The sequence below is a fragment of the Pseudoalteromonas sp. S4741 genome (assembly GCF_005886135.1).
In the GTDB taxonomy this organism is placed as follows: Bacteria; Pseudomonadota; Gammaproteobacteria; order Enterobacterales; family Alteromonadaceae; genus Pseudoalteromonas; species Pseudoalteromonas tetraodonis.
In genome coordinates this window covers 26,063-50,495 of record NZ_PNCN01000132.1, presented here as the reverse complement: position 1 = coordinate 50,495, position 24,433 = coordinate 26,063, and the positions used below count along the sequence as shown (strand labels likewise).

Annotated in this window: 23 protein-coding genes and 1 tRNA gene; 19 read left to right on the top strand and 5 right to left on the bottom strand. The window is 40.1% G+C overall.

Annotated features, from left to right (window positions below):
* Positions 1–179: 179 nt before the first annotated feature.
* The 9 genes from rpsF (at position 180) to alr (ending at position 6,375) form a co-directional block, all read left to right on the top strand.
* Entirely contained in the window at positions 180–521 is a 342-nt protein-coding gene (rpsF, locus tag CWC30_RS15825) for a 30S ribosomal protein S6 (RefSeq protein ID WP_036980061.1), read from the top strand.
* Between the two features lie 43 nt (positions 522–564).
* Positions 565–882, top strand: coding sequence for a primosomal replication protein N (gene priB, locus CWC30_RS15820; RefSeq protein ID WP_138627573.1), 318 nt, complete (start codon positions 565–567; stop codon positions 880–882).
* 12 nt (positions 883–894) lie between these two features.
* On the top strand, positions 895–1,122 hold the full coding sequence (rpsR, locus tag CWC30_RS15815) for a 30S ribosomal protein S18 (protein WP_002962753.1): 228 nt from the start codon (positions 895–897) through the stop codon (positions 1,120–1,122).
* 36 nt (positions 1,123–1,158) lie between these two features.
* Positions 1,159–1,611, top strand: coding sequence for a 50S ribosomal protein L9 (gene rplI / locus CWC30_RS15810; protein ID WP_008110407.1), 453 nt, complete (start codon positions 1,159–1,161; stop codon positions 1,609–1,611).
* Positions 1,612–1,832: 221 nt separating this feature from the next.
* On the top strand, positions 1,833–2,384 hold the full coding sequence (locus CWC30_RS15805) for an RNA polymerase sigma factor (protein ID WP_036980059.1): 552 nt from the start codon (positions 1,833–1,835) through the stop codon (positions 2,382–2,384).
* A complete protein-coding gene (locus tag CWC30_RS15800) occupies positions 2,377–2,856 on the top strand; it encodes a hypothetical protein (protein WP_036980058.1) in 480 nt (159 codons plus the stop codon). Before CWC30_RS15805 ends, CWC30_RS15800 begins: the two co-directional genes overlap by 8 nt.
* A 9-nt stretch (positions 2,857–2,865) precedes the next feature.
* Complete coding sequence (locus CWC30_RS15795) at positions 2,866–3,804, top strand: DUF4097 family beta strand repeat-containing protein (RefSeq protein ID WP_138627572.1); 939 nt, start codon at positions 2,866–2,868, stop codon at positions 3,802–3,804.
* Positions 3,805–3,916: 112 nt separating this feature from the next.
* Positions 3,917–5,296 (top strand): replicative DNA helicase, encoded by a 1,380-nt coding sequence (gene dnaB, locus CWC30_RS15790; RefSeq protein WP_016900130.1) that lies wholly within the window; start codon positions 3,917–3,919, stop codon positions 5,294–5,296.
* A complete protein-coding gene (alr, locus tag CWC30_RS15785; protein WP_036980054.1) occupies positions 5,296–6,375 on the top strand; it encodes an alanine racemase in 1,080 nt (359 codons plus the stop codon). The genes dnaB and alr overlap by 1 nt, the downstream gene beginning before the upstream one ends.
* A gap of 70 nt (positions 6,376–6,445) precedes the next feature.
* On the opposite strand, the gene CWC30_RS15780 is transcribed toward alr, so the two are convergent.
* Positions 6,446–6,685 (bottom strand): DUF2960 domain-containing protein, encoded by a 240-nt coding sequence (locus CWC30_RS15780; protein ID WP_004588463.1) that lies wholly within the window; start codon positions 6,683–6,685, stop codon positions 6,446–6,448.
* A 100-nt stretch (positions 6,686–6,785) separates the two neighbouring features.
* On the opposite strand from CWC30_RS15780, the gene CWC30_RS15775 reads away from it, so the two are divergent.
* The 3 genes from CWC30_RS15775 to CWC30_RS15765 are packed head-to-tail and all read left to right on the top strand — an operon-like array spanning position 6,786 to position 8,498.
* Positions 6,786–7,037 (top strand): hypothetical protein, encoded by a 252-nt coding sequence (locus CWC30_RS15775; protein ID WP_138627571.1) that lies wholly within the window; start codon positions 6,786–6,788, stop codon positions 7,035–7,037.
* Between the two features lie 30 nt (positions 7,038–7,067).
* Positions 7,068–7,691 carry a nicotinamide riboside transporter PnuC gene (gene pnuC / locus CWC30_RS15770; protein ID WP_013464158.1) on the top strand — a complete coding sequence of 208 codons (624 nt, stop codon included), beginning with the start codon at positions 7,068–7,070 and terminating at the stop codon, positions 7,689–7,691.
* 3 nt (positions 7,692–7,694) lie between these two features.
* Positions 7,695–8,498 carry a phosphotransferase family protein gene (locus CWC30_RS15765; protein WP_069439268.1) on the top strand — a complete coding sequence of 268 codons (804 nt, stop codon included), beginning with the start codon at positions 7,695–7,697 and terminating at the stop codon, positions 8,496–8,498.
* On the opposite strand, the gene CWC30_RS15760 is transcribed toward CWC30_RS15765, so the two are convergent.
* A complete protein-coding gene (locus tag CWC30_RS15760) occupies positions 8,495–8,677 on the bottom strand; it encodes a helix-turn-helix domain-containing protein (RefSeq protein ID WP_138627570.1) in 183 nt (60 codons plus the stop codon). The two genes, CWC30_RS15765 and CWC30_RS15760, sit on opposite strands and share 4 nt — an antisense overlap.
* A gap of 236 nt (positions 8,678–8,913) precedes the next feature.
* On the opposite strand from CWC30_RS15760, the gene CWC30_RS15755 reads away from it, so the two are divergent.
* Both CWC30_RS15755 and CWC30_RS15750 read left to right on the top strand, forming a co-directional pair.
* Positions 8,914–8,988: transfer RNA gene (locus CWC30_RS15755), tRNA-Arg, on the top strand.
* A gap of 400 nt (positions 8,989–9,388) precedes the next feature.
* Positions 9,389–12,163 (top strand): collagenase, encoded by a 2,775-nt coding sequence (locus tag CWC30_RS15750; RefSeq protein ID WP_171034738.1) that lies wholly within the window; start codon positions 9,389–9,391, stop codon positions 12,161–12,163.
* 384 nt (positions 12,164–12,547) lie between these two features.
* Here the strand turns inward: CWC30_RS15750 and CWC30_RS15745 are convergent, their stop codons facing one another.
* Positions 12,548–15,028, bottom strand: coding sequence for a hypothetical protein (locus CWC30_RS15745; RefSeq protein ID WP_138627568.1), 2,481 nt, complete (start codon positions 15,026–15,028; stop codon positions 12,548–12,550).
* Between the two features lie 65 nt (positions 15,029–15,093).
* On the opposite strand from CWC30_RS15745, the gene CWC30_RS15740 reads away from it, so the two are divergent.
* The 3 genes from CWC30_RS15740 (at position 15,094) to CWC30_RS15730 (ending at position 20,354) form a co-directional block, all read left to right on the top strand.
* The gene (locus CWC30_RS15740) at positions 15,094–16,842 is read left to right on the top strand and encodes an MFS transporter (RefSeq protein WP_138627567.1); all 1,749 of its coding nucleotides are present in this window, start codon (positions 15,094–15,096) and stop codon (positions 16,840–16,842) included.
* Between the two features lie 4 nt (positions 16,843–16,846).
* Positions 16,847–19,216 carry an alpha-glucosidase gene (ygjK, locus tag CWC30_RS15735; protein WP_138627566.1) on the top strand — a complete coding sequence of 790 codons (2,370 nt, stop codon included), beginning with the start codon at positions 16,847–16,849 and terminating at the stop codon, positions 19,214–19,216.
* 169 nt (positions 19,217–19,385) lie between these two features.
* Positions 19,386–20,354, top strand: coding sequence for a dihydrodipicolinate synthase family protein (locus CWC30_RS15730; protein ID WP_138627565.1), 969 nt, complete (start codon positions 19,386–19,388; stop codon positions 20,352–20,354).
* A gap of 75 nt (positions 20,355–20,429) precedes the next feature.
* Here the strand turns inward: CWC30_RS15730 and CWC30_RS15725 are convergent, their stop codons facing one another.
* Together CWC30_RS15725 and CWC30_RS15720 are read right to left on the bottom strand one after the other, a co-directional pair.
* Positions 20,430–21,644: a M24 family metallopeptidase gene (locus tag CWC30_RS15725; RefSeq protein ID WP_036980034.1), complete on the bottom strand. Its 1,215-nt coding sequence runs from the start codon at positions 21,642–21,644 to the stop codon at positions 20,430–20,432.
* Positions 21,645–21,686: 42 nt separating this feature from the next.
* A complete protein-coding gene (locus CWC30_RS15720) occupies positions 21,687–22,934 on the bottom strand; it encodes an NAD(P)/FAD-dependent oxidoreductase (protein WP_171034737.1) in 1,248 nt (415 codons plus the stop codon).
* A gap of 268 nt (positions 22,935–23,202) precedes the next feature.
* Between CWC30_RS15720 and CWC30_RS15715 the strand changes: the two genes are divergently transcribed.
* Positions 23,203–23,418 carry a hypothetical protein gene (locus CWC30_RS15715; RefSeq protein ID WP_069439260.1) on the top strand — a complete coding sequence of 72 codons (216 nt, stop codon included), beginning with the start codon at positions 23,203–23,205 and terminating at the stop codon, positions 23,416–23,418.
* Between the two features lie 3 nt (positions 23,419–23,421).
* Positions 23,422–24,423, top strand: a complete 1,002-nt coding sequence (locus tag CWC30_RS15710; protein WP_138627564.1) for a 4-hydroxyproline epimerase — start codon at positions 23,422–23,424, stop codon at positions 24,421–24,423.
* Positions 24,424–24,433 lie beyond the last annotated feature (10 nt).

Genomic DNA, 24,433 nt, shown 5'->3' with positions numbered 1-24,433 from the left:
CCCGAAGCCCGAAGCCCGAAGTCTTTAACGCTTATCTATCAAAGCTTAAAAAACCTGCTTGCTTAATTATCCTACTAGGCGTAAAATGCGCGCTCATTTCGGCTTTTAAATTATTAATTCCTTGCCTTAAACCGACCGGCCGAAACGGTAGAAGGCTCTATTAACCGTAAGGAATATCCATGCGTCATTACGAAATCGTATTCATGGTTCACCCTGATCAGAGTGAGCAAGTTGCTGGTATGATCGAACGTTATACTGGTTCTATCACTGAAGCAGGTGGTACTATCCACCGTCTTGAAGACTGGGGCCGTCGTCAACTGGCTTACCCAATCAACAAGCTTCATAAAGCTCATTATGTTCTTATGAACGTTGAAGCACCAACTGAAGTAATCAGCGAGCTAGAAACTACTTTCCGCTACAACGATGCAGTGCTTCGTAACTTAGTTATGCGTACTAAAAACGCTGTAACTGAAGCGTCTCCTCTTGTAAGAGAAGAGAAGAAAGAAGCACCAGCTGCTTAATTGTTTTGAGTCCTAGCATGGCACGTAGTCAGCAGTTACTATAATGGTTAGCCCATATACGAATCAGCTGGTTATATCGGGGGTTGTTTGTAAAACACCCAAGTTTAGCCAAAGCCCCGCGGGTATACCGCATTGTATTTTTGTTGTAGAACATAAATCAATGCAAGTTGAAGCAGATCTTAACCGTAATAGTTATGTGAGGCTTCGGGTGGTAGCCAGTGGTAAGCAAATGCAACAACAGACTCAACATTTGCACGTTGGGCAGGCATTGCAAGTGAGTGGTTTTTTAAATCGCCACGAAGGTCGTAACGGCCTTAGCCAATTGGTTTTGCATGCTCAGCATATAGAAAGAATTATTTGAGGAATTAATCTCATGGCACGTTATTTCAGACGTCGTAAGTTCTGCCGCTTTAAAGCGGAAGGCGTACAACAAATCGATTACAAAGATCTAGCTACTCTTAGAAACTATGTTACAGAAAGTGGCAAAATCGTACCTAGCCGTATCACAGGTACTAGCGCTAAATACCAGCGCCAGCTAGCAACTGCTATTAAGCGTGCTCGCTACTTAGCCCTTCTTCCATACACTGACTTACATAAGTAAGCAGCGGATTAACACGTTTTTAAAAGGTGTAGAAACATGCAAGTTATTCTACTAGATAAGATCGCTAACCTAGGTGGCCTAGGTGACCAGGTTGTTGTTAAATCTGGCTTCGCACGTAACTTCCTTTTCCCACAAGGTAAGGCAGTTCCTGCAACTAAAGCAAACATTGAAACGTTTGACGCACGTCGCGCAGAACTAGAAGCAAAAATCGCTGAACAGTTAACTGCAGCACAAGCACGCGCTGACAAACTTGAAGCATTAGCAGAAGTTACATTAGTATCTAAAGCTGGTGACGAAGGTAAATTATTCGGTTCAATCGGTACTCGTGACATCGCTGACGCTATCTCAGCTGTTGGTGTTGAAGTTGCTAAATCAGAAGTTCGTTTACCTCTAGGTACTATCCGTGAGACTGGCGAATTTGATGTTGCAATCGCAGTACACTCAGACGTAACAGCTACTATTAAAGTAATCGTTATTGCTGAAGCTTAATTTTTAAAATTAAGTTAAAAAAAACCGTGCTTTGCACGGTTTTTTTGTATCTAAAATTTGTAATTCAAAACAATAAATTGTTTGCTGTGGATTAAATCAAACACTTTTCTAAGTTAAACCTTTATTTTCAAAAAAATTTATTTCATTTAAACCTTTCTATTTCTCCTCGCGTCTAATAAGTTAAATTGCAATTACATAATTATAAACAGGAAAAATTTGCGATGTTAATGGACGCTAATCAGCCAATAACTGATCAAGTGCAGCAAATGCTTATTGATCAAGTTAAAAACGGCGACCAGTTAGCCTATAAAGCGCTCTATGACATGCATAAAGCAAAAGTTTATGGCTTATGCCTGAGGCTAATAGCCGATGAGGGGCATGCGCAAGATGCAACTCAAGAAGTATTTGTACAGGTATGGCACAAAATAGCGCAGTTTGATGGGCGTTCGCAATTTTCTACCTGGCTTTACAGTGTCACCAGTAATATTGCTATTAGCTATGTGCGTAAGCAAAAACATTGGTTTAATAAAGTTATTAGCTTTGAACAAAGCGGTATGGATGAGCAATCTGCAAATGACTGCAATGGCTTAAATGGCTTAGATAAATTAATCGTTAGGCTGCCTGAGCGTGCAAGAATGGTATTTGTACTGTATGCCGTTGAAGGTTATAGGCATGAAGAAATAGCAACCTTGCTAGGCATGGCTGTAGGCTCTAGTAAGGCGCAATATCATCGTGCAAGGCAATTATTAAAACAGTGGTACGAAAATGAGTAAAACAAATTTTGATGACTACTTAAATGAGTCGCTAACACAATTAAATAAAAATATAACACCCGATAAAGAGCTCTGGGATGGGATTGAGCGCGCCATAATGACTAATAAGCAGGCAAGTACAGTTAAGAGTGTAGTTTGGCCGAAGCTAACTGCCATTGCGGCATGTTGTGTGGCTGCTTTGGTTAGCACTATGGTGTTTTTTACATCTCCAGAGACAAATACCGCTGTGGCGATGAGTGATTTTTTTACTAAGCAAAAACAAAGTTTACTTGTTCAATACCAAAGCCAAGCGGCACTAACAGATAACTGGCAAGTGCAGCTAAAAGAACTTGAAGATGCTGAGCAGGCTATAAAGCAAACACTTGAAAATGAACCACAAAATAAGGCGCTACTGTCCATGTTAGCGCAAGTATATCAACAACAACTCGACTTAATTAACAAGGTGCATGCACCGCGTTGGCAACAAATCTAGGAGAAATAAATGAAAGCAATAATACTTGGAATAGCTTTATTACCAATGGCTGTATTTGCCGGTGAAAAAATAGAACAACAAATTGAAGTACCAAACGGTGGCGTTATTCATATAGAAAATCAGCGCGGCAATGTAAATATTATGGGCTGGGAGAAAAATCAATTTAAAGTGAGCGGCGAGCTTGACGATAAAGCACAAGGCTACACTCTTAAAACACAGGGTAATAAAACTCAGTTTATTGTAAAAATGCCTGATCTTTCAAATTGGGATAATAACAATAATGGCTCAACGCTAACTATTTTCATGCCTCAAAGCAGTGCGCTGGAGTATGTTGGGGTTAACGCTTCGGTAACTGCAAAAGAGTTAAAAAGAGGCACTGAAATTGATGTAGTCAATGGCGCCATTACAGTAAATGATCTTAACGGCGATATTAAGCTTACTAGTGTTAACGGTGACATCAACGCAAAAAACCTCAGTGGTAAAGTGCAATTTGAAACTGTAAATGGCGCAATTGATGATCAGCAATCTAACGGAGAAGTTCGTTTTAATGCGGTTAATGGGAATATAAAATCAAACTCGACTGCTAATGATATTCGCTTAGAAAACGTAAACGGTGATATCAATCTTACCTTCGATGCAATCAAAGAGTTACAAATAAGCACTGTAAATGGCGAAGTTGAAGTGCGTATTAATCGCCTTTTAAGTGATGCTGATGTAAGTTTTGAATCTGTAAGTGGCAATGCTGAGTTTTACTTTCCAGCTGATTTATCGGCACAATTTGAAGTGCAAGCCCATGCCAGCGGTAAAATTGACAACCAGCTAACGAGCGACCAAGTGCAAAAAGCCAAGTATGGCCCAGCTAGTGGAATTAAGTTTAATGCTAATGGCACCGATGCCAGTGTAGAAATGAATACCATAAGTGGGACGATTGGACTTAAGCGCCAATAATCATCCATTTTATTTTAAGTTACAAAAAGCAGGAAAGATTTCCTGCTTTGCTATTTGCACAGCCCTGCCAAGTCGATAGAATAGAGCCATTCAATTTTAGTACTGTGAAGTTATGGCCAAACCAGATAAGCAAGTCGACACTCTTAAAGTTCCTCCCCATTCAATAGAAGCTGAACAATCTGTTTTAGGTGGTTTAATGCTTGATAATCAAGCATTTGATCGCGTAGCTGAACTTGTTGTGTCACAGGACTTTTATACCCGTACCCATAAGCTTATTTTTGAGGCAATGACAGCACTGGCTGAAATTGGCGATCCGATTGATTTAATTACTATTTCTGAAAGTTTAGAAAAAAATAATCAGCTTTCAGGGATTGGCGGCTTTGCGTATTTAGCCGAAATAGCTAAAAACACCCCAAGTGCTGCTAATATTGATGCTTACGCTAGCATTGTACGCGAGCGTGCAGTTGTGCGTGAAATGATTGGTGTTGCCAATGAAATTGCTGAGGCAGGCTTTAACCCAGAAGGGCGCACAAGTCACGATTTACTCGACTTTGCTGAGAGCAAAGTATTTAAAATTGCTGAGCAACGTACAAAAAGTAGTGATGGCCCGCAAAGCATTCACAACATACTTGAAAAAACCGTTGATAAAATAGAAGAGCTTTATCAGTCACCACAAGATGGTGTTACCGGTGTAAGCACAGGTTATGCTGATTTAGATAAAATGACGACTGGTCTGCAGCCCTCTGATTTAATTATTGTAGCAGCACGTCCATCGATGGGTAAAACTACCTTTGCGATGAACCTTGCTGAGCATGCAGCAATGACCCAAGACAAGCCTGTACTTATCTACTCACTAGAGATGCCCTCTGAACAAATTATGATGAGGATGCTGGCGTCCCTTGGCCGAATTAACCAAACCAAAGTACGTACTGGTCAGCTAGATGACGATGACTGGGCGCGCCTTTCATCAACCATGGGGTTACTCATGGAAAAAGGCAAAATGTATGTTGATGACGCCTCAGGCTTAACACCCACTGATGTACGTTCACGTGCACGTCGTATTGCTCGCGATCATGGTGGGATAAGTATGATCATGGTCGATTACCTACAATTAATGCGCGTACCTAGCTTGTCAGATAATCGTACCTTAGAAATTGCCGAAATTTCACGTTCACTTAAAGCATTAGCAAAAGAATTACAGTGTCCGGTTGTTGCACTATCGCAGCTTAACCGTACCCTAGAGCAACGTGCTGATAAACGCCCAATTAACTCAGATTTGCGTGAGTCGGGCTCTATTGAGCAAGATGCCGATTTAATCATGTTTATTTATCGTGACGAAGTATACAACGAAGACAGTACTGATAAAGGTGTTGCAGAAATTATCATCGGTAAACAGCGTAACGGTCCTATTGGTAAAGTGCGCCTAACCTTCCAAGGTCAATTCTCTCGCTTTGATAATTACGCGGGGCCTGCTGTAGATGATGATTACTAATGCGCTTAGCTATTGCCGAAATTAACTTACAAGCACTTGCTCATAATTTAGCGCAAGTGCGACAGTTTGCGCCTAACAGTAAAGTAATGGCGGTATTAAAAGCCAATGCTTATGGCCATGGTTTAGTAAAAATAGCGCAGCACCTTAATGATGCCGACGCATTTGCAGTGGCACGAATAGATGAAGCGCTCGCACTGCGAGCTGGCGGGCTGACCAAGCCTATTGTGTTGCTGGAAGGTTTTTTCCATCAAGATGAGTTGCCGATTTTATTAGCCAATAACTTTCAAACTATAATCCATGATGAAAACCAGCTCAGAGCACTTGAAAATGCAAAGCTCGATGCACCAATCAGTTGCTGGTTAAAAATCAATACGGGTATGCATCGTTTAGGGGTTGCACCAACGCAATTGAATGATTTTTATCAGCGCTTGCAAGCGACTAATAACGCTAAAGATGCAATCAATTTAATGACGCACTTTTCCAGTGCCGATGATGTTAATGATCCCAAAACAGCAGAGCAAATTGCTTTGTTTGATTCATTAGTGCAAGGCAAACAACAAGCACATTGTTTAGCAAATTCGGCCGGTATTATTGCTTGGCCTGCCGGTCATGGCGAGTGGGTGCGTCCAGGCTTGATGATGTATGGTGTATCACCAATGCTTAACACTTCTGGAAAAGATCATCAGCTTAAGCCGGTGATGCGCTTAACCACTAAGGTTATTGCAATTCGCGATGTTGATGCTGCGCAAGGTGTTGGTTATGGTGGTAGATGGCAAAGTGCTCAGCCGACTAAGCTTGCAGTTGTTGCTATGGGCTATGGTGATGGCTATCCGCGTCATGCTAAACATGGTACCCCTGTAGTGATTGCTGGCAAACGTTATGGTATTGCTGGCAACATCTCTATGGATATGATCAGTGTTGATATTGGTGAAAATGCTGATAGCATCAAAGTAGGCGATGAGGTGGTGATGTGGGGCCCCGAGTTACCGGTAGAAGAAATTGCACAATGTGCTGATACTATATCTTACGAGTTATTGTGTAATATTACACCGCGCGTAAGTTATGAGTACCAGCGCTAATATTTATTTTAAAAATACCCATTAAGCTTACATTGCTAGAATGATCGTGATGTTCATTTAATCGGTATCGTTACTCTTTTATAAAGTAAATATCGCTAAAGCCCATGCGAGCAAATTCTTGATCACGAAAGTTACGCACAGCCGATGACCCTTTAGAGGTCATTTCAATTTGGCGTACCATGTTTAAGTAGTTAGTTAAATCGATACCTTCGGCAGCCGCAATAGCCTGATACATATCGTGGTATTTATCTTTGGCGAAGTTAATTTCGCGCGGTTGATTTTTAAAAGTGTAGGTAATTCTGCGTGCCATAATGAGCTCATTTAAATTGAGTGTTAGTGTAATTTTACACTGTATTTAAGTTGCGTTGAATGATTAGTTGAAATCAAATAATTAAAAAGGTGAGTTTGAAATGAAATTATCAGTAGAGATCAGTAAATACCCGCTCCACCAAGATTACATTCCTTTTATTAAAGGCTTTATCGACAGAGTTAATGCTTACGAAGAACTCAAAGTGATCACGAATACGATGTCAACCCAAATATTTGGTGATTATGATCTAGTTTTGCAAGTGATCAGCACAGAAATTAAACATTCATATGAGCAATTTGGTAAAGCTATATTTGTGTGTAAATTTATTTCGGGCGATTTATCTCCCGAATAACCTCTTAACAAACACGGTCGTTTTATAATGATGGATTTTGTAACGCAAATACTCAGTGGTTTTACTGCTATGTCGCATTGGGAATATATTGCGGTTGCTTTGTCGATGGCGTATTTATTACTGGCCATTAAAGAGAACTTATGGTGCTGGCCTGCGGCTTTTTTTAGTACGCTTATTTATACCATTATGTATTGGAATGGCGCGCTGCTAATGGAGTCGTTACTAAACTTTTATTACATGTATATGGCGGTGTTTGGTTGGGTCGTGTGGCGCAAAGGCAAGGCTAATCAAGCGCAGCGACTAATTACATCCTGGCCGGTAAACCGACATATTATTTTAATTGTACTCACTACATTAGTGTCATTAGCAATTGGCTATGTAATGCAAAACTATACGCATGCAGATTTTGCCTATCTTGATAGTTTCACAACTTGCTTTGCTGTGGTTACTACGTATCTGGTAGCTAAAAAAGTACTAGAAAATTGGCTCTATTGGATAGTCATTGATGCGGCCTCTATGTATTTGTACTATGAAAAAGGCTATTACCCAACCCTTGTTTTATTTGTATTTTATACCGTTATGGCAGCATGGGGGTTTAAAACGTGGTACGAAGAATACGAGCAAAGCCAAGCCAAGCCCATGGCGCAACTTTAGTCTATGAATCAGCATTCTCAGTTAGTTAATATTTGTAGCGCGTTTTTAGTACCGAGCACAATAACCGCAACAGAGTATTTGGTTAACGGTCTAAGCAACGATAACTTTTTGATCCGTACTGACAGCCAAGCTTATTTATTAAAGTGTTATAAATCGTATTGGCCACAAGTAGGGTTACATGCTCAGTATGAGCTCAGTAAACAACAAGTTTGCTCTGCTCCCATATGGCTCGATAAGCAAAATAAGCGCGCAGCTTTTAACTATATAGAGGGAGAGGTTGCAGAGTCTTATTTGGCGATGCCGCTACTGGCTAAACTTGTTAAGCTTCATGCGTATACAACTAATAATGAGGCAATGAATATAGCTTTGGAATTGCAAGCCTATCAGCATTTATTAGTGTTTAAACAGTATGAAAAGCTCATAAACAAGACATTAAAAAGCATAGCCAACATGCCCGTAGATAGCGGCTTTTGCCATAACGACTTAGTCAAAGAAAATATCGTGGTAAACCCGCAAGGTGTTTATTTAATCGATTTTGAGTATGCTCAAACAAATGATGTGTATTTTGATCTTGCTGCGTTAGCGGTTAGTTTTAAATTAGATGCTTCAGGCAAGCAGGCTCTGCTTAACAATTACAAAACGCACACCCTATCAGAACAATTTTATTTATCTATGCACAAACTCAATTGCTATCAGTTAGTTTATTTACTGTTATGTATAGGTTGGTATGAGCAACGCGCTATAAACAATCAGGTTGTTGTATTGCGCGCGCAACTGGATGAGCTTATTGCTTTAATGGAGGGTTAAAATCCGCCAAAGCGTTCCGCAAGCTCTTTGTATTTTGCTACTTCATCAGCGTCAAATTGCATTTCGCCGTTATTATCTTCTGATTTAGCGATTAATAGGCTTTCTCGAGCAAGGCGTTTAACTCGCTCGACTTTAACTCCTAAAAACTCAGCAACTTGTTCTGTTAACATTAACTTCATAATTACTTCCTCGTATTTAATCTTTCCGTCCAGTGACAATAATAGATAATATGTGTCTAAAGCGTTACTGTTTTTTATAGGATATAAATAAATAGCGCTTTTTTTACCTTTTGTTAAGTGATTAGCTCAAATTATAGACATGTAAACGAATCATGCTGGTATTTATACAAAGATGCCTTTATTATTGCGCATGCTAAAGCATTGATATCGCGAGTTGATGTAGAAGCAACAAATGTGCTCTCGTGGTGAAATGGATATCACGTGGCCCTCCGGAGGCTAAGTTGTAGGTTCGATCCCTACCGAGAGCGCCATTTGGTCCCTTTCCTTTTCTAGATAGTAAATACTAATATCTAAACAAATGATGACCTGAGTGTGGCCAACTTAAAACTATTTTAATTTTAAGAGCTGACAATTTCGTTACTTTTGCGTAATAAAAGTTTATCTTAAATTTAGAGTGTATTTACATATACGCATATCTACAGCTTTGTCCTTTCTAGCCATACTTCTCATCCTAAATATTTAATGACTTTATTTTCTTAGTTGAAATATAGATTAACTTCAGACCTTATTTCTTTCGTCAAACCATCAACAGGATCTACTTACACCGTTATGCAAATATAAAATATATTGTATACAATGATGATTTAATGTTACAAAAGTGTTTCTCTTTCCGAGTTGGATAGAGAAAACAATAATTATCAAAGGTAAATTATGAAAATTAAAACATTAATTCTGGCGCTACCTATACTTGGAGCAAGCTCTTTAGCTCAATCAGCTAACCTGCAAGAGCGCTTGTTTACACCAAAAAATGCAGAAGTTGAGCGCACACATCATCACGGTGTAGATCACCAAAATAATGAAAAAGCCCCTATAGCTGAGTTGCAAAAGCAGCCACAACAACTTAATCAATTTATGATGCGCAGCCAAGCTGCCGTTGTCAGTTGTGATTTAAGTGCGATGGCAAGTGCAAGCACTAGTGCAATTATCACTGAACTTAAGAGCCAAGGTACTAGTTGTATTAATGAACTATTTAGTGCGCCATCCTCTATTCAGAGTCAAGTTTACAGCTCAGATAACATGTATGCCGTTGCAAATCATGCTAAGTCACTCTCACAGACTTATGCTGGTGGTGGAGATGTTGACTTAGAAGCGCTGTTTTTATATTTGCGTGCGGGTTTTTATGTTGAGTTTTACAACGGTGACGTGAATTTTAGTTCTTGGGTACAGCCTGCAGTAGTTGATGCTATAGATGCATTTGTAAACAATAGCCACTTTTATGATGATAATGATGGACACGGTAAAACACTTGCTGAAGTTATCATAACTATGGATAGTGCTGAGCAGCAGCATCGTTACTTAAACGTGGTAAAGCAGTGGTTAACGCGCTTCAATGAGAGTTATGCTGCAAAATGGAATATGCGTAGTGCTGTTAATGGTATTTTCACGCTACTTTATCGTGGCCAGTGGAATGATGCATTTGTAACCGCTATCGGCACTGATACTGACTTAGTTGCTAAGCTAAGCGCATTTACTCAAAAGCAGTGGATGATAGACTCAGATGCACAATACTTAATTGTTAACGCTGCCAGTGAACTAGCTCGTTTAAAACAATATTCAGGCACGCCAATACAAGCAAGTGTTGATACTGGTTTGAAAGCTATTTTTAGCACCTATAACAGTTTTGGTTATGGTGATGCAGTATGGCTTGCAGCAGCTGATTCTGTAAGTTATTACGCAGATTGTAATGACTACGGTATTTGTGGCTTTGTTGATGAACTAACTCAACAAGTGTTGTCACAAAGTTATAGCTGTAGTAGTACTATAAAAATTCGCTCGCAAAATATGACGGCTATTCAACATGCATCAGCATGTGATGCTATGGGCGCTGAAGAAGGGCTTTTTCATAATAAGCTAGCCACAAATAACACCCCTGTTGCTGATGACAACAATAACTTTTTACAAGTAAATATTTTTGACAGTAGTGACGATTATAGCAAGTACGCAGGTGCTATCTTTGGTATAAATACTAACAATGGCGGTATGTATTTAGAAGGTGACCCATCTGTAGCTGGCAACCAAGCTAATTTTATAGCTTATGAAGCAAGTTATGCCAATGCAGAGCACTATGTATGGAACTTAGAGCACGAGTATGTTCACTATTTAGATGGCCGTTTCGACTTATATGGTGACTTTAATGCACCCACAGAAGATATTGTCTGGTGGTCAGAGGGGGTTGCAGAGTATGTTGCTAATTTAAATAACAACGATGCTGCAAAAGCCACTATTAGTGATGGCTCGCGCTATACACTAGCGCAAATTTTTGACACCACCTATGATGGATTTGATCAAGATCGAATTTATCGCTGGGGTTACTTAGCTGTTCGCTTTATGTTTGAACGTCACAACAACGAACTTGATGCCATGTTGGCTCATACTCGCACTGGTAATTGGAGTGCCTATAAATCAAAAACTGTAGAGTGGGCCAATAACTATGAGAATGAATTTGTACAGTGGTGCGATGACTTAGTTGCAGGTACGAGCACTAATATCCCACCAGTAGCACAAATTAATGGCCCATATTCTGGCATGCAAAATAACAATATTAACTTCACGAGTAATGGTAGTAATGATAGCGATGGTAGTATCGCCAGTTATCAATGGAACTTTGGCGATGGTAGCAGTTCAAATCTGGCCAATCCTACTCATAGTTACACAAGTGCAGGAGAATACACCATAACATTAACCGTGGTTGATAATGAAGGTGCAAGCCAAACTGTCACTACAGTAGCAACTATCGAAGCTGACAGTAGTGTTGATGATGGTGTGCTATTGAATAGCCAGCCAATTAACATCAGTGGCGCTCAAGATGAATTTTTATATTTCACTTTTGATGTTCCTTCAGGCGCCAGCGACCTTATGTTTAATTTAACTGGTGGTACAGGTGATGCGGATTTATATGTAAGTTTTGAAGCAGCACCGAGTGAAGCTATATATGATTGTCGCCCTTACATTGGTGGTAACGAAGAGTCGTGTGCTATAAACCCTGCACAAGTAGGCCGATACCATGTGATGGTTAGAGGTTATAATGCATTTGATAACGTTCAGTTAACAGCATCATTTACCCAAGTGACTTCTAACGTGCCAGATGTGTGTGCTAGTCAAGGCAGCCGAAGCCGTGGCCGCTTAAATGATGGCGAAGTAATTTGTCTAGGTAATAGCGATCCTATGTGGTTTAGCATTGCAGATGTTCAAGGCCAAAATGGTATTGCGATCACCACCGCTAATGGTAGTGGTGATTTAAGTCTAAGCTACGCTGCAAGTGGTTGGCCAAATGGTAACAACGAAGTGGCTGAGTCAAATAATAGCGGAAATGGAGAGTGTATTTATATTTCAGGCCAGAGTGAATATTGGGGCTACCTAAAAGTAGCTGGTAATAGCACTGGTGCAAGCTTAGTCATCGACTTTAACAGTCAAGGGTGTCGTTAGTTAATATATAAACTTAAAGCGTGATCTCACGTATTTTATATAATGGAGTCATCAGTTTTCTGGTGGCTCTTTTTTTATAAAGAAACAAATGCAAAGGCTCATTTCTTCAAAGTCAAAACACCCCTTTATCTTTTTTATAAATTGAACTACTTGGATGTAAAGTTGATAAATAAACATTCAATTGTACTTACGTTGCAAAAGTGTCGATAAAGCTGACAACTTCAATATTGATGAGTACATTGAAAGGTAATTAAATTAGGGCATAGGTGGCTGAGTATGAAGAGAAAGGAAGCAACTCAGTTAACGCTGGACTAAATAATGGTTATCTAAAGAGAAGCTTAAAGCCACTTTCTTTCGAAAGTGGCGTTTGTCCTATTGTTAAGCTTAGGACAAAGTTAGCTCTTGAATAAGACGAATAGGCTCACCATCAACATTTAAAATGGCCTTTACAGAAATCTGTTGTGGTTTGTCAGTTTTTGTTACTTTGAAGATGTATGTTTTTTGTTCATAAGGTGCTAAATCAACACTTTTCTGTTGAGATTTTGCGGGAGTGGCTTGCTCGAATGATGTCGAGGTTAGAATAATGTCACCAATTGTATCTCCAGAATAAGGCCCAGATAAATTAAGCTCTACTAACCAATGGTCTTCATGCTCTTTCGATTTTACTATATTTAACTCAACGCCATTAAACGGGGTTACTCGCTTTAAGAGAGTAGATTGGTGCGTTAACGACTTCCATTTGAGAGTTTGCGCAATAGTAATCTTTTCAGCATTTATTTCTGTTGGCAGTGAGATATTATGTGTTCCTGAGCTCAAGTTGCGTTTGAGCTGATGAGTTTTGATTAGCTTATCAGCGCTATCTATGAGTGTTACTTGTGCAGTAATTTCTAAAGGGGAACCAGTTGGATTGACCACTCTTAAAAAAGGCCTTTTTTGGTGATAATAAATATCAGATTTAACCCCGGATAGAGTACTAAAACCAGTATTATTTAATGTGGCTATATATTGATTTTCCAAGAACTCTAGTTCAGAACTGGCTTCATCGTGCAGCTCAATAGAGGGGAGTTTTGCCAAAATATTACTCAATTCAAGATCGCATTGTGGTATAAATCTCTCGTGTTGCTGGCAGGTTTTAAACACTCGGTTTAATAGAGCATAATTTTTAAAAAGCCAGGGGTTTGTAAGCGCATTCTCTGCTGTGACAGACACCAAGCGAGTGGGGGTAGGGTTAAATAAGTACGGGGTGATTTTATGGTTGTTATTTTGACCTAATAAGCTGATCTTTTCGCTGTTAAGTGTTGAAATCATTTGCTTATTCAGGGGAATAGAAAATTGTTGGGTTACTTTTTTACTGTCACTTTGAGCGTGTAAGTTAACGCGTAACTGTGTTTGCTCGAGCGTTAGATTTATTGCAAGTTTCTTATCTGCAATTAATGCACCTTTTATCTCAGGTGTCAGGGCTATTTGCTTTGCTTTAAAGTTATCGTAGCTTTGTGCATTTATAATTAAGTGACTGCCATCTTCAATAAGCAGCATCAGTAATTGATCATCACTTGCTTGCTCTTCACCGACAAAAGTACGGCGATATTTTTGGTTTTTTTGGCTACGCTTACCTTGTAATGCTATGCCAATGTTTCCTCGATGTAATTGAGCAGCTTCAAATTCGATTAACGCGGCCACTTGGTTTTTATTTACCACATCAATGAGCGAACTCGGCTTTGGTGCAGGAAAGTCCATGACTGGGTGATTAGCCGTTGAGGGGGGGGTAATATCTAACCGCGATAATGCCGTCGATTGAGTGTTACGTAGCCAGTAAGCGTTACCGTCTTGCTCCCAAGGGCCCGATACAATATGGAAGCTAGGCTGGATATTCTCTACAAAATCAGCAAAACCTTGTTCTATTTCCGACCAATTTTTAAAAGTACTTTTAAGCAGTGAGTTAGCTGTTGAAAGTGTGGCTTCGCTGTGTGGGTTCGCCAGTCTTAGCTCTTCAATAAAGTGAGCAAAGTACTGTGCCCGTTCAGGAGAGCTTAAAAGGTAATGAATTATAAAAAAATTAAGTCCACGTTTTAGTGCAGGATCGTCATTTATTTCTTCAATTGTAGGTTTATTTGCACTGTAATATTGTTTTAAACCGGTTTCAATGTAATTCATTGGAGCGCGATCAAATACCATAACGGTGAGTTGTTTTTGCTTAGGATCATAAACATGGTGAGCAATCGAATCAGCTAAACCTTCGGTGATCCAATTAGGTGCCCACGTTGAATGGCCGTTTAATGCCATATGAAAAGCATGCATGGTTTCGTGAATAACTATATAGCGCTGGTGGTGCTCACGGTGGCTGGGGAAATTATATCCGGCACGGTTATAAAACATGGTTTCACCACCGGCAGTTTTATGTACCCCACGTAAAAAACCATCATCAAGCATGGCCTCTTGTACACGTGATCGACTACTACCATAAACAACTGCAATGCGTTGGCGCTCAATATTGGGGGGAGCCATACCAAATAAAGCAACATAATGTGGGTATGCCATTTCAAGTAACTCTAAGTATAGCGTGACTTTTTCTTTAGGTAGATCACTTTTTAGCGCAAAGTGCTTACTTACCCACCAGTTGTAGCCCCGACTATTTCCTATTTTGCCATCGCTGTATGTATATGGAATTTTTTTTCCTAAAAACTCTATATCGATATTATTGAGTGTGCTGGTATAGCCCTGCACGGTAATGTTTGCTTGCATTTTACTTGGGCTGCTTTTTATATTGCCAATACTAGGCTTATTATTATTCGCACTAGAATTAGGCGTGGGCTGACAGGCCGTGAGTAGTAAAGTTAATAATGTGAGAGATATAATTTTTGTCATTTTATTTGCTTTAAGTGTATATTGTATGCAATATAAAATACTGTGTTTAATTGAAAAAGTAAACTATGAATAATAACCAACAATTACAATCAGCAGCACAGCAGGGAACCGAGAAAAATAAACAAACTTGGCGTAGCTTTGGATTAGGTTTCTATTTGGCTAATACCATGGAAATTTTTGAGCGTTTAGCTTGGTATGGTTTCTTTGCTGTATCATCGGTATATATGACCACACCCATTGAACAAGGGGGGGTCGGATTTAGTGATGCAGAGCGAGGTGCAGTACAGGGGATAATTCCGTTTTTTTTATATTTATTACCTGTGATCACTGGGGCTTTTGCCGATCGCTATGGCTATAAAAAAATGTTTACATGCTCATTTGTTGTGATGGCGCCAAGCTATTACTTCTTAGGTCAAGTGACTGATTTTAATTCGTTCTTTATGATTTTAATGTTAGTCGCTTTTGGTGCATCCTGCTTTAAACCTGTGGTAGTAGGCACTATTAGTCAAAATACTAACGACAGTAACCGAGGATTAGGCTTTGGTATTTTTTACACTATGGTTAATTTAGGTGGCTTCATTGGCCCGTTAGTGGCTGGGTATTTAAGGACTATTAGTTGGGATGCGGTATTTATTATGTCGGCATCTTGGATTGTTATTAATTTTATTCCATTGCTTTTTTACCGTGAGTCAAGCAGTAAACTACGTAGCAGCATAGGTGCGGCAGCGGTTTTACAGCAAGCTCAACATGTTTTGGGTAACAGCCGTTTCGCATTATTACTGTTTACCAGTGTAATTATTTTAATGACGGGGGGAGTTAGCTGGTTAACATACACTCAAGCTTTTTCACTAATTACGATTTGGTTAGCTGCGAACTGGTTATGGGATAAGTGCGTAAGCGTGCAAAAAGCGTCTAAATGGTATCTACAACCGGTGAGGGTTAGCAATCGTAGTTTTGCACTATATTTAGCAATATTAACGGGGTTTTGGACGGTATATAACCAACTTTTTTATACTCTACCTTTGTTTATACGTGACTATATTGATACTCAAGATTTAGTTGTACTCTTGAGTTACTTTGGTCAATCAGCAGTGGATTTTTTTGCTTATGTTGATATTCAAGCTTTAAGTAACAAACTGCAAACACTGGCTGCTACTCATAGTGTAACACCAGTCAAAGAGGTAAATTTAGAGGCTGTGCGTCTAGAGTTAGTCCACTTAAAAGTTAATGTTCCTGTTGCTGAAATAGCGCTATTTTTTAAACAAGCCAGTGCTTCTAGCTTTTCGGCTGAGCAAAGTATGCAATTGGCGCAGCAGTGGCTTAAATACCGACAGGTAAACCCTGAATACCTGATTAATTTAGATTTTGCAGCTATTGTTCTGTTACAAATAATAGTAAGTGTTAAATGTCAGCATTTTAAAGTTATATCTGTCTTAATAAGCGGTTTAATTGTCACAGCAGGTGCTTTTTTAGTGTTGTTATTAATGAGCGCGGGGGTATTACTAAGCCAATTGGGAGGTTTAGTAGTGGTAACGGTTATATTATTAATTGCTTTTGGTGAAATGCTCACCTCTCCAAAAAGCCAAGAGTATGTAGCCAGCATAGCTCCAAAAGGCAGTGCTGCTATGTTTATGGGTTATTACTTTGTGTCTATGGCATTAGGCTTTTTATTTGCTGGATTTTTGTCTGGGTGGAGTTATGGTTACCTAGTCAAAGAGATAAAGTCCCCCGAAATCATGTGGCTATTATTTGCAGGCATTGCACTAGTTACCGGATTTGGTTTTTATTTATTAGCGCGATACAAAAAGGACTAAATAAATGATTTTTAAAAATCTGTTTATTTTAATCACCGTGCTTTTAATCAGTCATTGTAAGGCTGCTGCCAGTGAGGTGGTTAATTATAAGAACTTAATAAATAGAACCGGCAGCCCATATTATATGCAGGAATTTGAGCAAGGCGATCATCAACGTTTTAGCCCTCTTTTTGATTTAGGCGCATGGCATGGACATTTGCTACCAACAGGTGAAAACGCCGGCGCGTTCACCGGGCCTGCTATTGTTACTGAGGAGTATTTAAATTTTATAGCACCTTATTTAGAAAAGCTGACTGTTTATAAAGGCTTGAAAGTCGATGAGGCCAATAAAGTGAAGCTAGCAATGCGGGCTTACAGCTTACCCGGCGCGTTAGTGCAAGAGCTAAGCGGTGACGGGGTAAACATAATACTTACTTTGCGCTTTGTGACAAATCGCACTTCATTAGTTAAAACACAGATCAAAACCACAGAGCCTATTACATTACATTTTGCAGGACAGCTTATAAACCATTTACGTGCTAACAATGGCACTGAAAGAGAGGGGCGTTCGCCATTTGTGGTTTATCCGGAATTAAATCCCCAATGGCAAGTCACCAACAATAGTATTGCGATTAGTTTTGGCAAAGTAAGGGCGCATGGACACATACTCACTTCGGGGAGCTCACAGTTATTGCTTAAAAAAACGTTAGCGGTTAGAACACGTCATGACGACCTAAGTTACTCAAGCACAACGCACATAAAAAACAATCGTACATTCTACACAAGCTATTCATATTTATTAAATAATCAAGAAGCGGTACGTGAAAAAGAGGTTATTGATAAAATTTTAAAGCAACCCGAACATCATTTATCACTTAGTAAATTACGTTGGCAAGAGTATATAAATAAAGCCACACAGCCAATTAGTAACAAGCAACCAGCTCTACAAAAACTTGCAGTAAAAAGTGTTGAAACGTTAATTGGAAATTGGCGCAGTAAAGCTGGTGCAGTAGGTTTTGATACCGTTAGTCCAGCCGTTACCGGTCGCTGGTTTTCAGGTAATCAAACTTGGCCTTGGGATAGCTACAAGCAGGCATATGCACTGGTAACATTTAATCCAGAGCTTGCTAAACAAAATTTGAATGCTGTGTTTGAGCATCAAATAACGCCAAACGATGCTGTCAGGCCATGGGATGCTGGATTTATACCTGACTTAGTGGCCTATAATTTTAGTGCAAAACGCGGTGGGGACGGCACAAATTGGAATGAGCGTAATACTAAGCCAAGCTTGGCATCTTGGGCTGTGTGGCAGGTGTTTGAAAATACAGGCGATACTCAGTGGCTCGCGCACATATACCCTAAACTAGTTGCTTATCGTGAATGGTGGCTAAGCAATCGTGATCATAATAAAAACGGTGTGCCAGAGTATGGTGCCACTGTTGATAAAGCTCATAATACTCGTGACGGCAAGTTATTATTTAAAGTAAAAACCTCGGCAGGTTGGCGAACAAGAAGTGGCTTAAAAAACTATAGGACTTACCTAAGCGATGAAGCAACCTTAGAAATTAAAGTTCCGGCACAAACAGCCGCATCTTGGGAATCTGGTCGTGATGATGCTGCTGTGTTTGGTTTTATAAATAATCAACAGTTAAATCGTTATATAAAAAACGGCGGGATTCGTGGTGACTGGCATGTTGGTTTTGCAGAAAATCGTAATGATACAGGTACATTAGTTGGGTATTCATTATTGCAAGAATCTGTGGATCAAGCCTCTTATATGGCTGCTGATAACCGTTATTTAAGTAAAATAGCGAAGCAGCTTAAATTACCGCACCAAGCAAGTTACTTTTTAAGGCAAGCCGCTCAGTTAAGGGATTATATCAATCGGTGCATGTTTGATAAAAATACAGGCTTCTACTACGACATTGAAATAGCAGATACCCCCTTAGCGAATGGTTGCGCTGGGAGGGCTTTAGTAAAAAGAGGCAAAGGTCCTGAAGGGTGGTCACCGTTATTTAATCAAGTAGCGAGTATGGAACAGGCCAGTGATGTGGTAAAAACAATGCTTGATAACAATGAGTTTAATACTTACGTTCCGCTTGGCAGTGCTGCGCTGACTAACCCGGCTTTCGGTGCGGATATTTATTGGCGTGGACGTGTATGGCTTGATCAAGCTTACTTTGGGTTAGTAGGTATGAGTCATTACGGTTATTGCAAACAAGCTCAGCAACTAAGTGAAAAGCTATTAAATCATGCCAATGGTTTGCTTTCTAATGCACCAATACGTGAGAACTATAATCCGCTTAATGGTGAGCAACAAGGAGCGCCTAACTTTTCATGGAGCGCAGCACACTTATTACTAATTGCTCAAAAGCAAGGTAAATGGTGCCAATAATTGACACTGTTTAATTCAGTTCACCAGACTAATCACACTATGGCATAAATTAATCACCACTGCTTAAGCTTCACAAATTACAAGAGAACTAACACAAATAGAATATTGTATACAATATTCTATTTGTGTTAGTATTTATAGGAGTTACCTTTAAGCAACAGGAAATATGATGAAAACAACGAACACAGATTGGCGCTCTTCAGTTATGCCGGCCGTATTCACATGGCTAAAAGAGCCTGAATCTGGGGTACTTGAAATTGATTTTGATACAACAAAAAAGTACGCTGCAGAAATTTTAAAAGCACAAGGGAAAGGCGGTAGCAAAATGGGGGGGCTCGTTGGGTCCGGTACGTTAGGTGAAAATAGTTATTTAAGTGTTGAACAGCGCCTTTCTTTACTAGAGGCTCTTTCTGATGTTGCAAAAGAATACGGTGTCCCACTGATCAGTGGTGCTGCGGCAGAAACGAAAGAAGAAATAGCTGAAATTGTAAAGCAACTCGCATCTGTTGGCGTAGATACAGTCATGGTTATGCCACCAAAAACCAAAGAAGCACCTAGTGATGAAGACATGTATGCGTATTATGCGCTTTGTGCAACAGCCGCTAAAGAGGCTGGCATTACAATTATGCCTTATAACAACCCAGATGCAGCTGGCTACCATGCGCTCTCAACCGAGCTTCTTAAAAAACTTGCTGCGCTTCCTGAAGTAACTGCGTTAAAAATATCGACGTCAGATGTTTCAATCATTGAGACGATAATGCTAGAAAACAAAGATGCAAAAATTTTGGCAGGTGTAGACACTGTCACTGTGCATGCCGGACTAGCAGGAGCATGTGGCGGGATCACAGGTGTAGGTTGTATCTTTCCAAAAGCGAGTGTGACGATGCAGGAGTATGTAAATAAAGGGGAATGGGCTGAGGCTAACAAAATTTCTCAGGCTATGAATTCCATCTCTTACTTGGATGCTCAACCGCTACTTATGGAGTACCTTAAGTGCGCATTTGGAATTCATCATGACGATAAGGATGGTGGACTTCGTACTTTCGGTAATAAATTAACTCAACAGCAAATTGATGACGTTCGTGCAAGATACCTTATAGCACGAGAGAGGCTTAAAGCTTTGGACTTGTTAGGCTAATTCGTTGTCTAGTTCTTTCAAGTACTAATTAGCTGCACGGTAAGTATTCGCCGTGCAGCAATGAGTATATTTATCTTATAACCCAAATGGGTTTTCGAGGCTATGAGCGGGTTCAGTGAACCACTTTGGACCATTCTCAGTCATATAAAAGTGATCCTCTAAACGCACACCAAATTCACCAGGTACAACGAGCATTGGCTCATTACTAAAGCACATACCAGCGGCTAGAGATGTTTTGTCACCGCCGACCAAATAAGGCCATTCATGGATGTCTAAGCCTATACCATGACCGGTACGGTGTGGGCAGCCAGGTGTTTGATACTCAGGGCCAAGGCCTTGCTCTGCTAAGTAAGAGCGGGCAGCGTTGTCGACACTCTCACAACTTTGACCTATTTGAGCTGCATCAAAAGCGGCCATTTGTGCGGCTTTTTCATAATTCCAAAATTGGCGTTGGCGGTCTGTAGCTTCACCAAATACGTAAGTGCGAGTTATATCTGATAAGTAGTCGTGTACTTTACAGCCAGTATCAATTAAAACCATATCTCCTTTTTTAAGAATTTGTGGCTCTTTGACACCATGAGGAAATGATGTAGCGAGGCCAAACAAAACGATGCAAAAGTAGTTACCAGGCGCGCCAACTTTTTTGTGCGCTTGTTTAATAAATTCTTCTACCTCAGTTGTGCTTATACCCTCATATAGCATGCTAGCTGTGGCCTGATGAACTTTTAAGGTCATATCCATCGCACGCTGTATTAGCATTAGTTCATTGGCTGACTTATGCATGCGGCAATGAGCTGTAACAGGCTGTGCATTAACGAGGTTTAAGCCTGTTTGCGCTTTATTTATGCCATCGAAAATGAAAAACTGCGCGCTTTCGTCAATCCCTACAGTGCCACTCTCAGCAATGCCCATTTCGGTGAGCACTTTGACAAATAATGCATAAGGACTTTCGTGTTCAAGCCAGCCGCGAATTGGGCCTTCTATAACTTTAAAGCCATTGAGAGAGCCAATTTCAAAATCAGGGGCTATATATTGTACTTCGCCCTTCGCGGGTAAAATAGCACCGACCATGCGCTCACTTGCGTACCAGCGCATACCCGTAAAGTAAGTAAGGTTAGTCCCTGCATTTAAGTAAATGGCATCAATATTATTGGCTTGCATATACTCTTGAGCACGGGCAATACGGGCTAGATGCTCATCAGCTTGAATGGGAATTAAATCGCGAGTCATATTGGAAAGACTAGCAAGTGCTTGTTCTTTCGTTTGAGTACTAATACCTTTGGTCATCATTAGGTTCTCCTATGTATTTGTTTAATTATAATTTTTAAAGAATTAGCGCATAAACCGGTTTATAGAATATGGCTCTAAATTTATGGAGGGGGCTTTATTGAGACACAAATCTGTAATTAACTCGGCAGTTATGGCTCCTTGTGTCAACCCTAAATGCTGATGACCAAAGGCAAAGTACAGGTTATTGTGATTGGGGGCTTGGCCTATTATGGGTAATGAGTCAGGCAATGATGGCCTACAGCCCATCCATGTAGTCGTGGCACTAAGAGGCTGGCTAGCTAATAACGCTTGTGCATGGGGCAGTAAAGCTAATGCACGTTTATTGTTAGCCTTTCTATTTATACCCGCAAACTCCACTGTGCCTGCCACTCTTAACCCTTGACTCATCGGGGTCATGATAAGACTCCGTTCAGCAGAAGCTACGGGCCGTGTTAGGCCATGGTTAATATTAACCATACAGTGGTAACCACGCTCGGTATCTAAAGGTGCTGTGTATCCAAGCGGCTCGATGAGAGAGGCACTCCAAGCACCCGCTGCGATCACGACTTTATCGAAATTGAGACTATCTTGTTCATCACTCACCATAAAACCTTCACTTTTAGGCGTGATAGCAACTACTTTCTGTTGACGAAATTGCCCCTTTAATAAACTGAACTTTTGCGCTAATTGGATACAAAATAAATGTGGTTCAATACTATGAGCAACGTCTTCAAATAATAAAGCGTGATTTATTTTGTCGGATAAACTGGGCTCTAGAGCATGTACTTGCTTTGTATCAAGTAGCTTTACCTTAATTCCTTGTGCTTGGTACATAGCCAAGGTGCGCTGCACATCAACCAATGGGGTTTTTTCAAAGGTAAGTAAACTCCCTTGTTTAGTAAGCAGGTGGTCAAGCTGATAGTTTGCTAATAATCTTTCATAAGCATGGATCGCATGTTCATTTAAGGCTTTGAGAGCGCGTGTATGTGAAATGAATTTGGCGCTTGGCATATTTTTAATAAATTGCCAAAACCAAGGAAGTGCTTTTATTGCATAGCGCCAATCAATGCGCAATGGCCCTAATGGGTTAAAAAGCATAGCAGGTAATTTTTTTAATAATGCTACCTGCGCTAGAGGAAATACCTGTTCGGTGGCAAAGTGCCCAGCATTACCTTTTGAGCAGCCTTGCGCTAGGCCATTTTCATCGTATAGCGTCACTGCAAAGCCAGCTTGTTGTAACTGTAAAGCTGTGCAAATACCAATTACACCAGCACCGATCACAGCGACTCTTTGTGTTTTTTTATTGGCCAAAACTACCTTCCCCTGATGATAAAAGTAAAACGCTATACGTTTTTTTAAGGACTAAATCGATATTGTATTTACTGAGAAGTAGCCAGATAAAATTTATATGCGCTTTCTAATTTTATTTTTATACATAAATTCAATTGTTTATGTTTGGTTTTCTATTTGGAAGCTCTTAAGTATAAAGATCTATAAGTTTAATATTAAAATAGGATATTGATTATTGTATACAATATACCTATCATATCAAGCATAAATATCAATTCGGAATAGGCAAATGAGAATCAATTGGCATGGCATAAACCCAGCAATGGCCGCTCAGTTTAATAGTGATGAGTTAGTTAGCTCTACATGGCAACTAGCTGGCAGCGCTATAGTAAAAGCTATAGCAGATTTTAAACTACTGGTTGTAAATGAAAAAACTTCTTTATCAACGCTTAACGATACTGCGAAAGCGTATTGTGTTGATTTAAATAAATGTAAATTGGATTAAGTGATGCGAAAAGGCACCTTTTTTTGTATAGATGGCCATACTTGCGGTAATCCTGTGCGACTTATAACAAGTGGTCATCCTGTGTTACAGGGCAATACCATGAGTGAAAAGCGCCAAGACTTTTTAGCTAACCATGATTGGATCCGTCAAGCGCTCATGTTTGAGCCCAGAGGTCACGATATGATGTCGGGCGGTTTTTTATACCCACCTACTAGCGAAGATGGTGATGCAGCCATTTTATTTGTAGAAACTTCCGGCTGCTTACCCATGTGTGGCCACGGTACAATGGGTATTGTTACCTTCGCCTTAGAGCATGGTTTGCTACATGCTAAAACCCCCGGTACTTTAAAACTGGATACGCCAGCAGGACGAGTTCAGGTCAATTATGAAATGACGGATGGCAAAGTACAGTGGGTTAAAATTTATAATGTGCCTGCTTATTTGGCGCATCAGTCTATTTATATCAATATCACAGAGTTGGGCGAATTAAAGGTTGATATCGCTTTTGGTGGTAACTTTTATATTATTGTCGAGCCACAGGGTAACTTTAAGGGCATTGAACATTTAAGCGCGGGGCAAATACTCAAGTACAGCCCCCTAGTGCGCGATGCCATTAACGCCAAAATACAATGTATACATCCACTTGATTCTACCGTTCAAGGTGCTAGCCATGTGTTATGGACTGGCTCACCCAAAAATTCCAGCTCAGATGCGGCTAATGCGGTTTTTTATGGTGATAAAGCCATTGACCGCTCACCATGCGGAACAGGCACTAGCGCCCGCATGGCTCAGTTGTTTAGTAAAGGCTTATTGCAGCAAGGCGATGCATTTATTCATGAAAGTTATATTGGCAGCCAGTTTATTGGCTGTATAGAGCAGGTGTCTGAAGTGGCAGGTCAAACTGCTATTTTACCTAGCATTCGCGGCTGGTCTCGGGTAACCGGAACGAGCACCATTACAGTAGATGACGACGACCCATATGCCTATGGGTTTCAAGTAATTTAACGAGGAGAAA

Coding starts and splice junctions, on each gene's coding strand:
- rpsF (WP_036980061.1), top strand. CDS start 180: ATGCGTCATTACGAAATCGTATTCATGGTTCACCCTGATCAGAGTGAG.
- priB (WP_138627573.1), top strand. CDS start 565: ATGGTTAGCCCATATACGAATCAGCTGGTTATATCGGGGGTTGTTTGT.
- rpsR (WP_002962753.1), top strand. CDS start 895: ATGGCACGTTATTTCAGACGTCGTAAGTTCTGCCGCTTTAAAGCGGAA.
- rplI (WP_008110407.1), top strand. CDS start 1,159: ATGCAAGTTATTCTACTAGATAAGATCGCTAACCTAGGTGGCCTAGGT.
- CWC30_RS15805 (WP_036980059.1), top strand. CDS start 1,833: ATGTTAATGGACGCTAATCAGCCAATAACTGATCAAGTGCAGCAAATG.
- CWC30_RS15800 (WP_036980058.1), top strand. CDS start 2,377: ATGAGTAAAACAAATTTTGATGACTACTTAAATGAGTCGCTAACACAA.
- CWC30_RS15795 (WP_138627572.1), top strand. CDS start 2,866: ATGAAAGCAATAATACTTGGAATAGCTTTATTACCAATGGCTGTATTT.
- dnaB (WP_016900130.1), top strand. CDS start 3,917: ATGGCCAAACCAGATAAGCAAGTCGACACTCTTAAAGTTCCTCCCCAT.
- alr (WP_036980054.1), top strand. CDS start 5,296: ATGCGCTTAGCTATTGCCGAAATTAACTTACAAGCACTTGCTCATAAT.
- CWC30_RS15780 (WP_004588463.1), bottom strand. CDS start 6,685: ATGGCACGCAGAATTACCTACACTTTTAAAAATCAACCGCGCGAAATT.
- CWC30_RS15775 (WP_138627571.1), top strand. CDS start 6,786: ATGAAATTATCAGTAGAGATCAGTAAATACCCGCTCCACCAAGATTAC.
- pnuC (WP_013464158.1), top strand. CDS start 7,068: ATGGATTTTGTAACGCAAATACTCAGTGGTTTTACTGCTATGTCGCAT.
- CWC30_RS15765 (WP_069439268.1), top strand. CDS start 7,695: ATGAATCAGCATTCTCAGTTAGTTAATATTTGTAGCGCGTTTTTAGTA.
- CWC30_RS15760 (WP_138627570.1), bottom strand. CDS start 8,677: ATGAAGTTAATGTTAACAGAACAAGTTGCTGAGTTTTTAGGAGTTAAA.
- CWC30_RS15750 (WP_171034738.1), top strand. CDS start 9,389: ATGAAAATTAAAACATTAATTCTGGCGCTACCTATACTTGGAGCAAGC.
- CWC30_RS15745 (WP_138627568.1), bottom strand. CDS start 15,028: ATGACAAAAATTATATCTCTCACATTATTAACTTTACTACTCACGGCC.
- CWC30_RS15740 (WP_138627567.1), top strand. CDS start 15,094: ATGAATAATAACCAACAATTACAATCAGCAGCACAGCAGGGAACCGAG.
- ygjK (WP_138627566.1), top strand. CDS start 16,847: ATGATTTTTAAAAATCTGTTTATTTTAATCACCGTGCTTTTAATCAGT.
- CWC30_RS15730 (WP_138627565.1), top strand. CDS start 19,386: ATGAAAACAACGAACACAGATTGGCGCTCTTCAGTTATGCCGGCCGTA.
- CWC30_RS15725 (WP_036980034.1), bottom strand. CDS start 21,644: ATGATGACCAAAGGTATTAGTACTCAAACGAAAGAACAAGCACTTGCT.
- CWC30_RS15715 (WP_069439260.1), top strand. CDS start 23,203: ATGAGAATCAATTGGCATGGCATAAACCCAGCAATGGCCGCTCAGTTT.
- CWC30_RS15710 (WP_138627564.1), top strand. CDS start 23,422: ATGCGAAAAGGCACCTTTTTTTGTATAGATGGCCATACTTGCGGTAAT.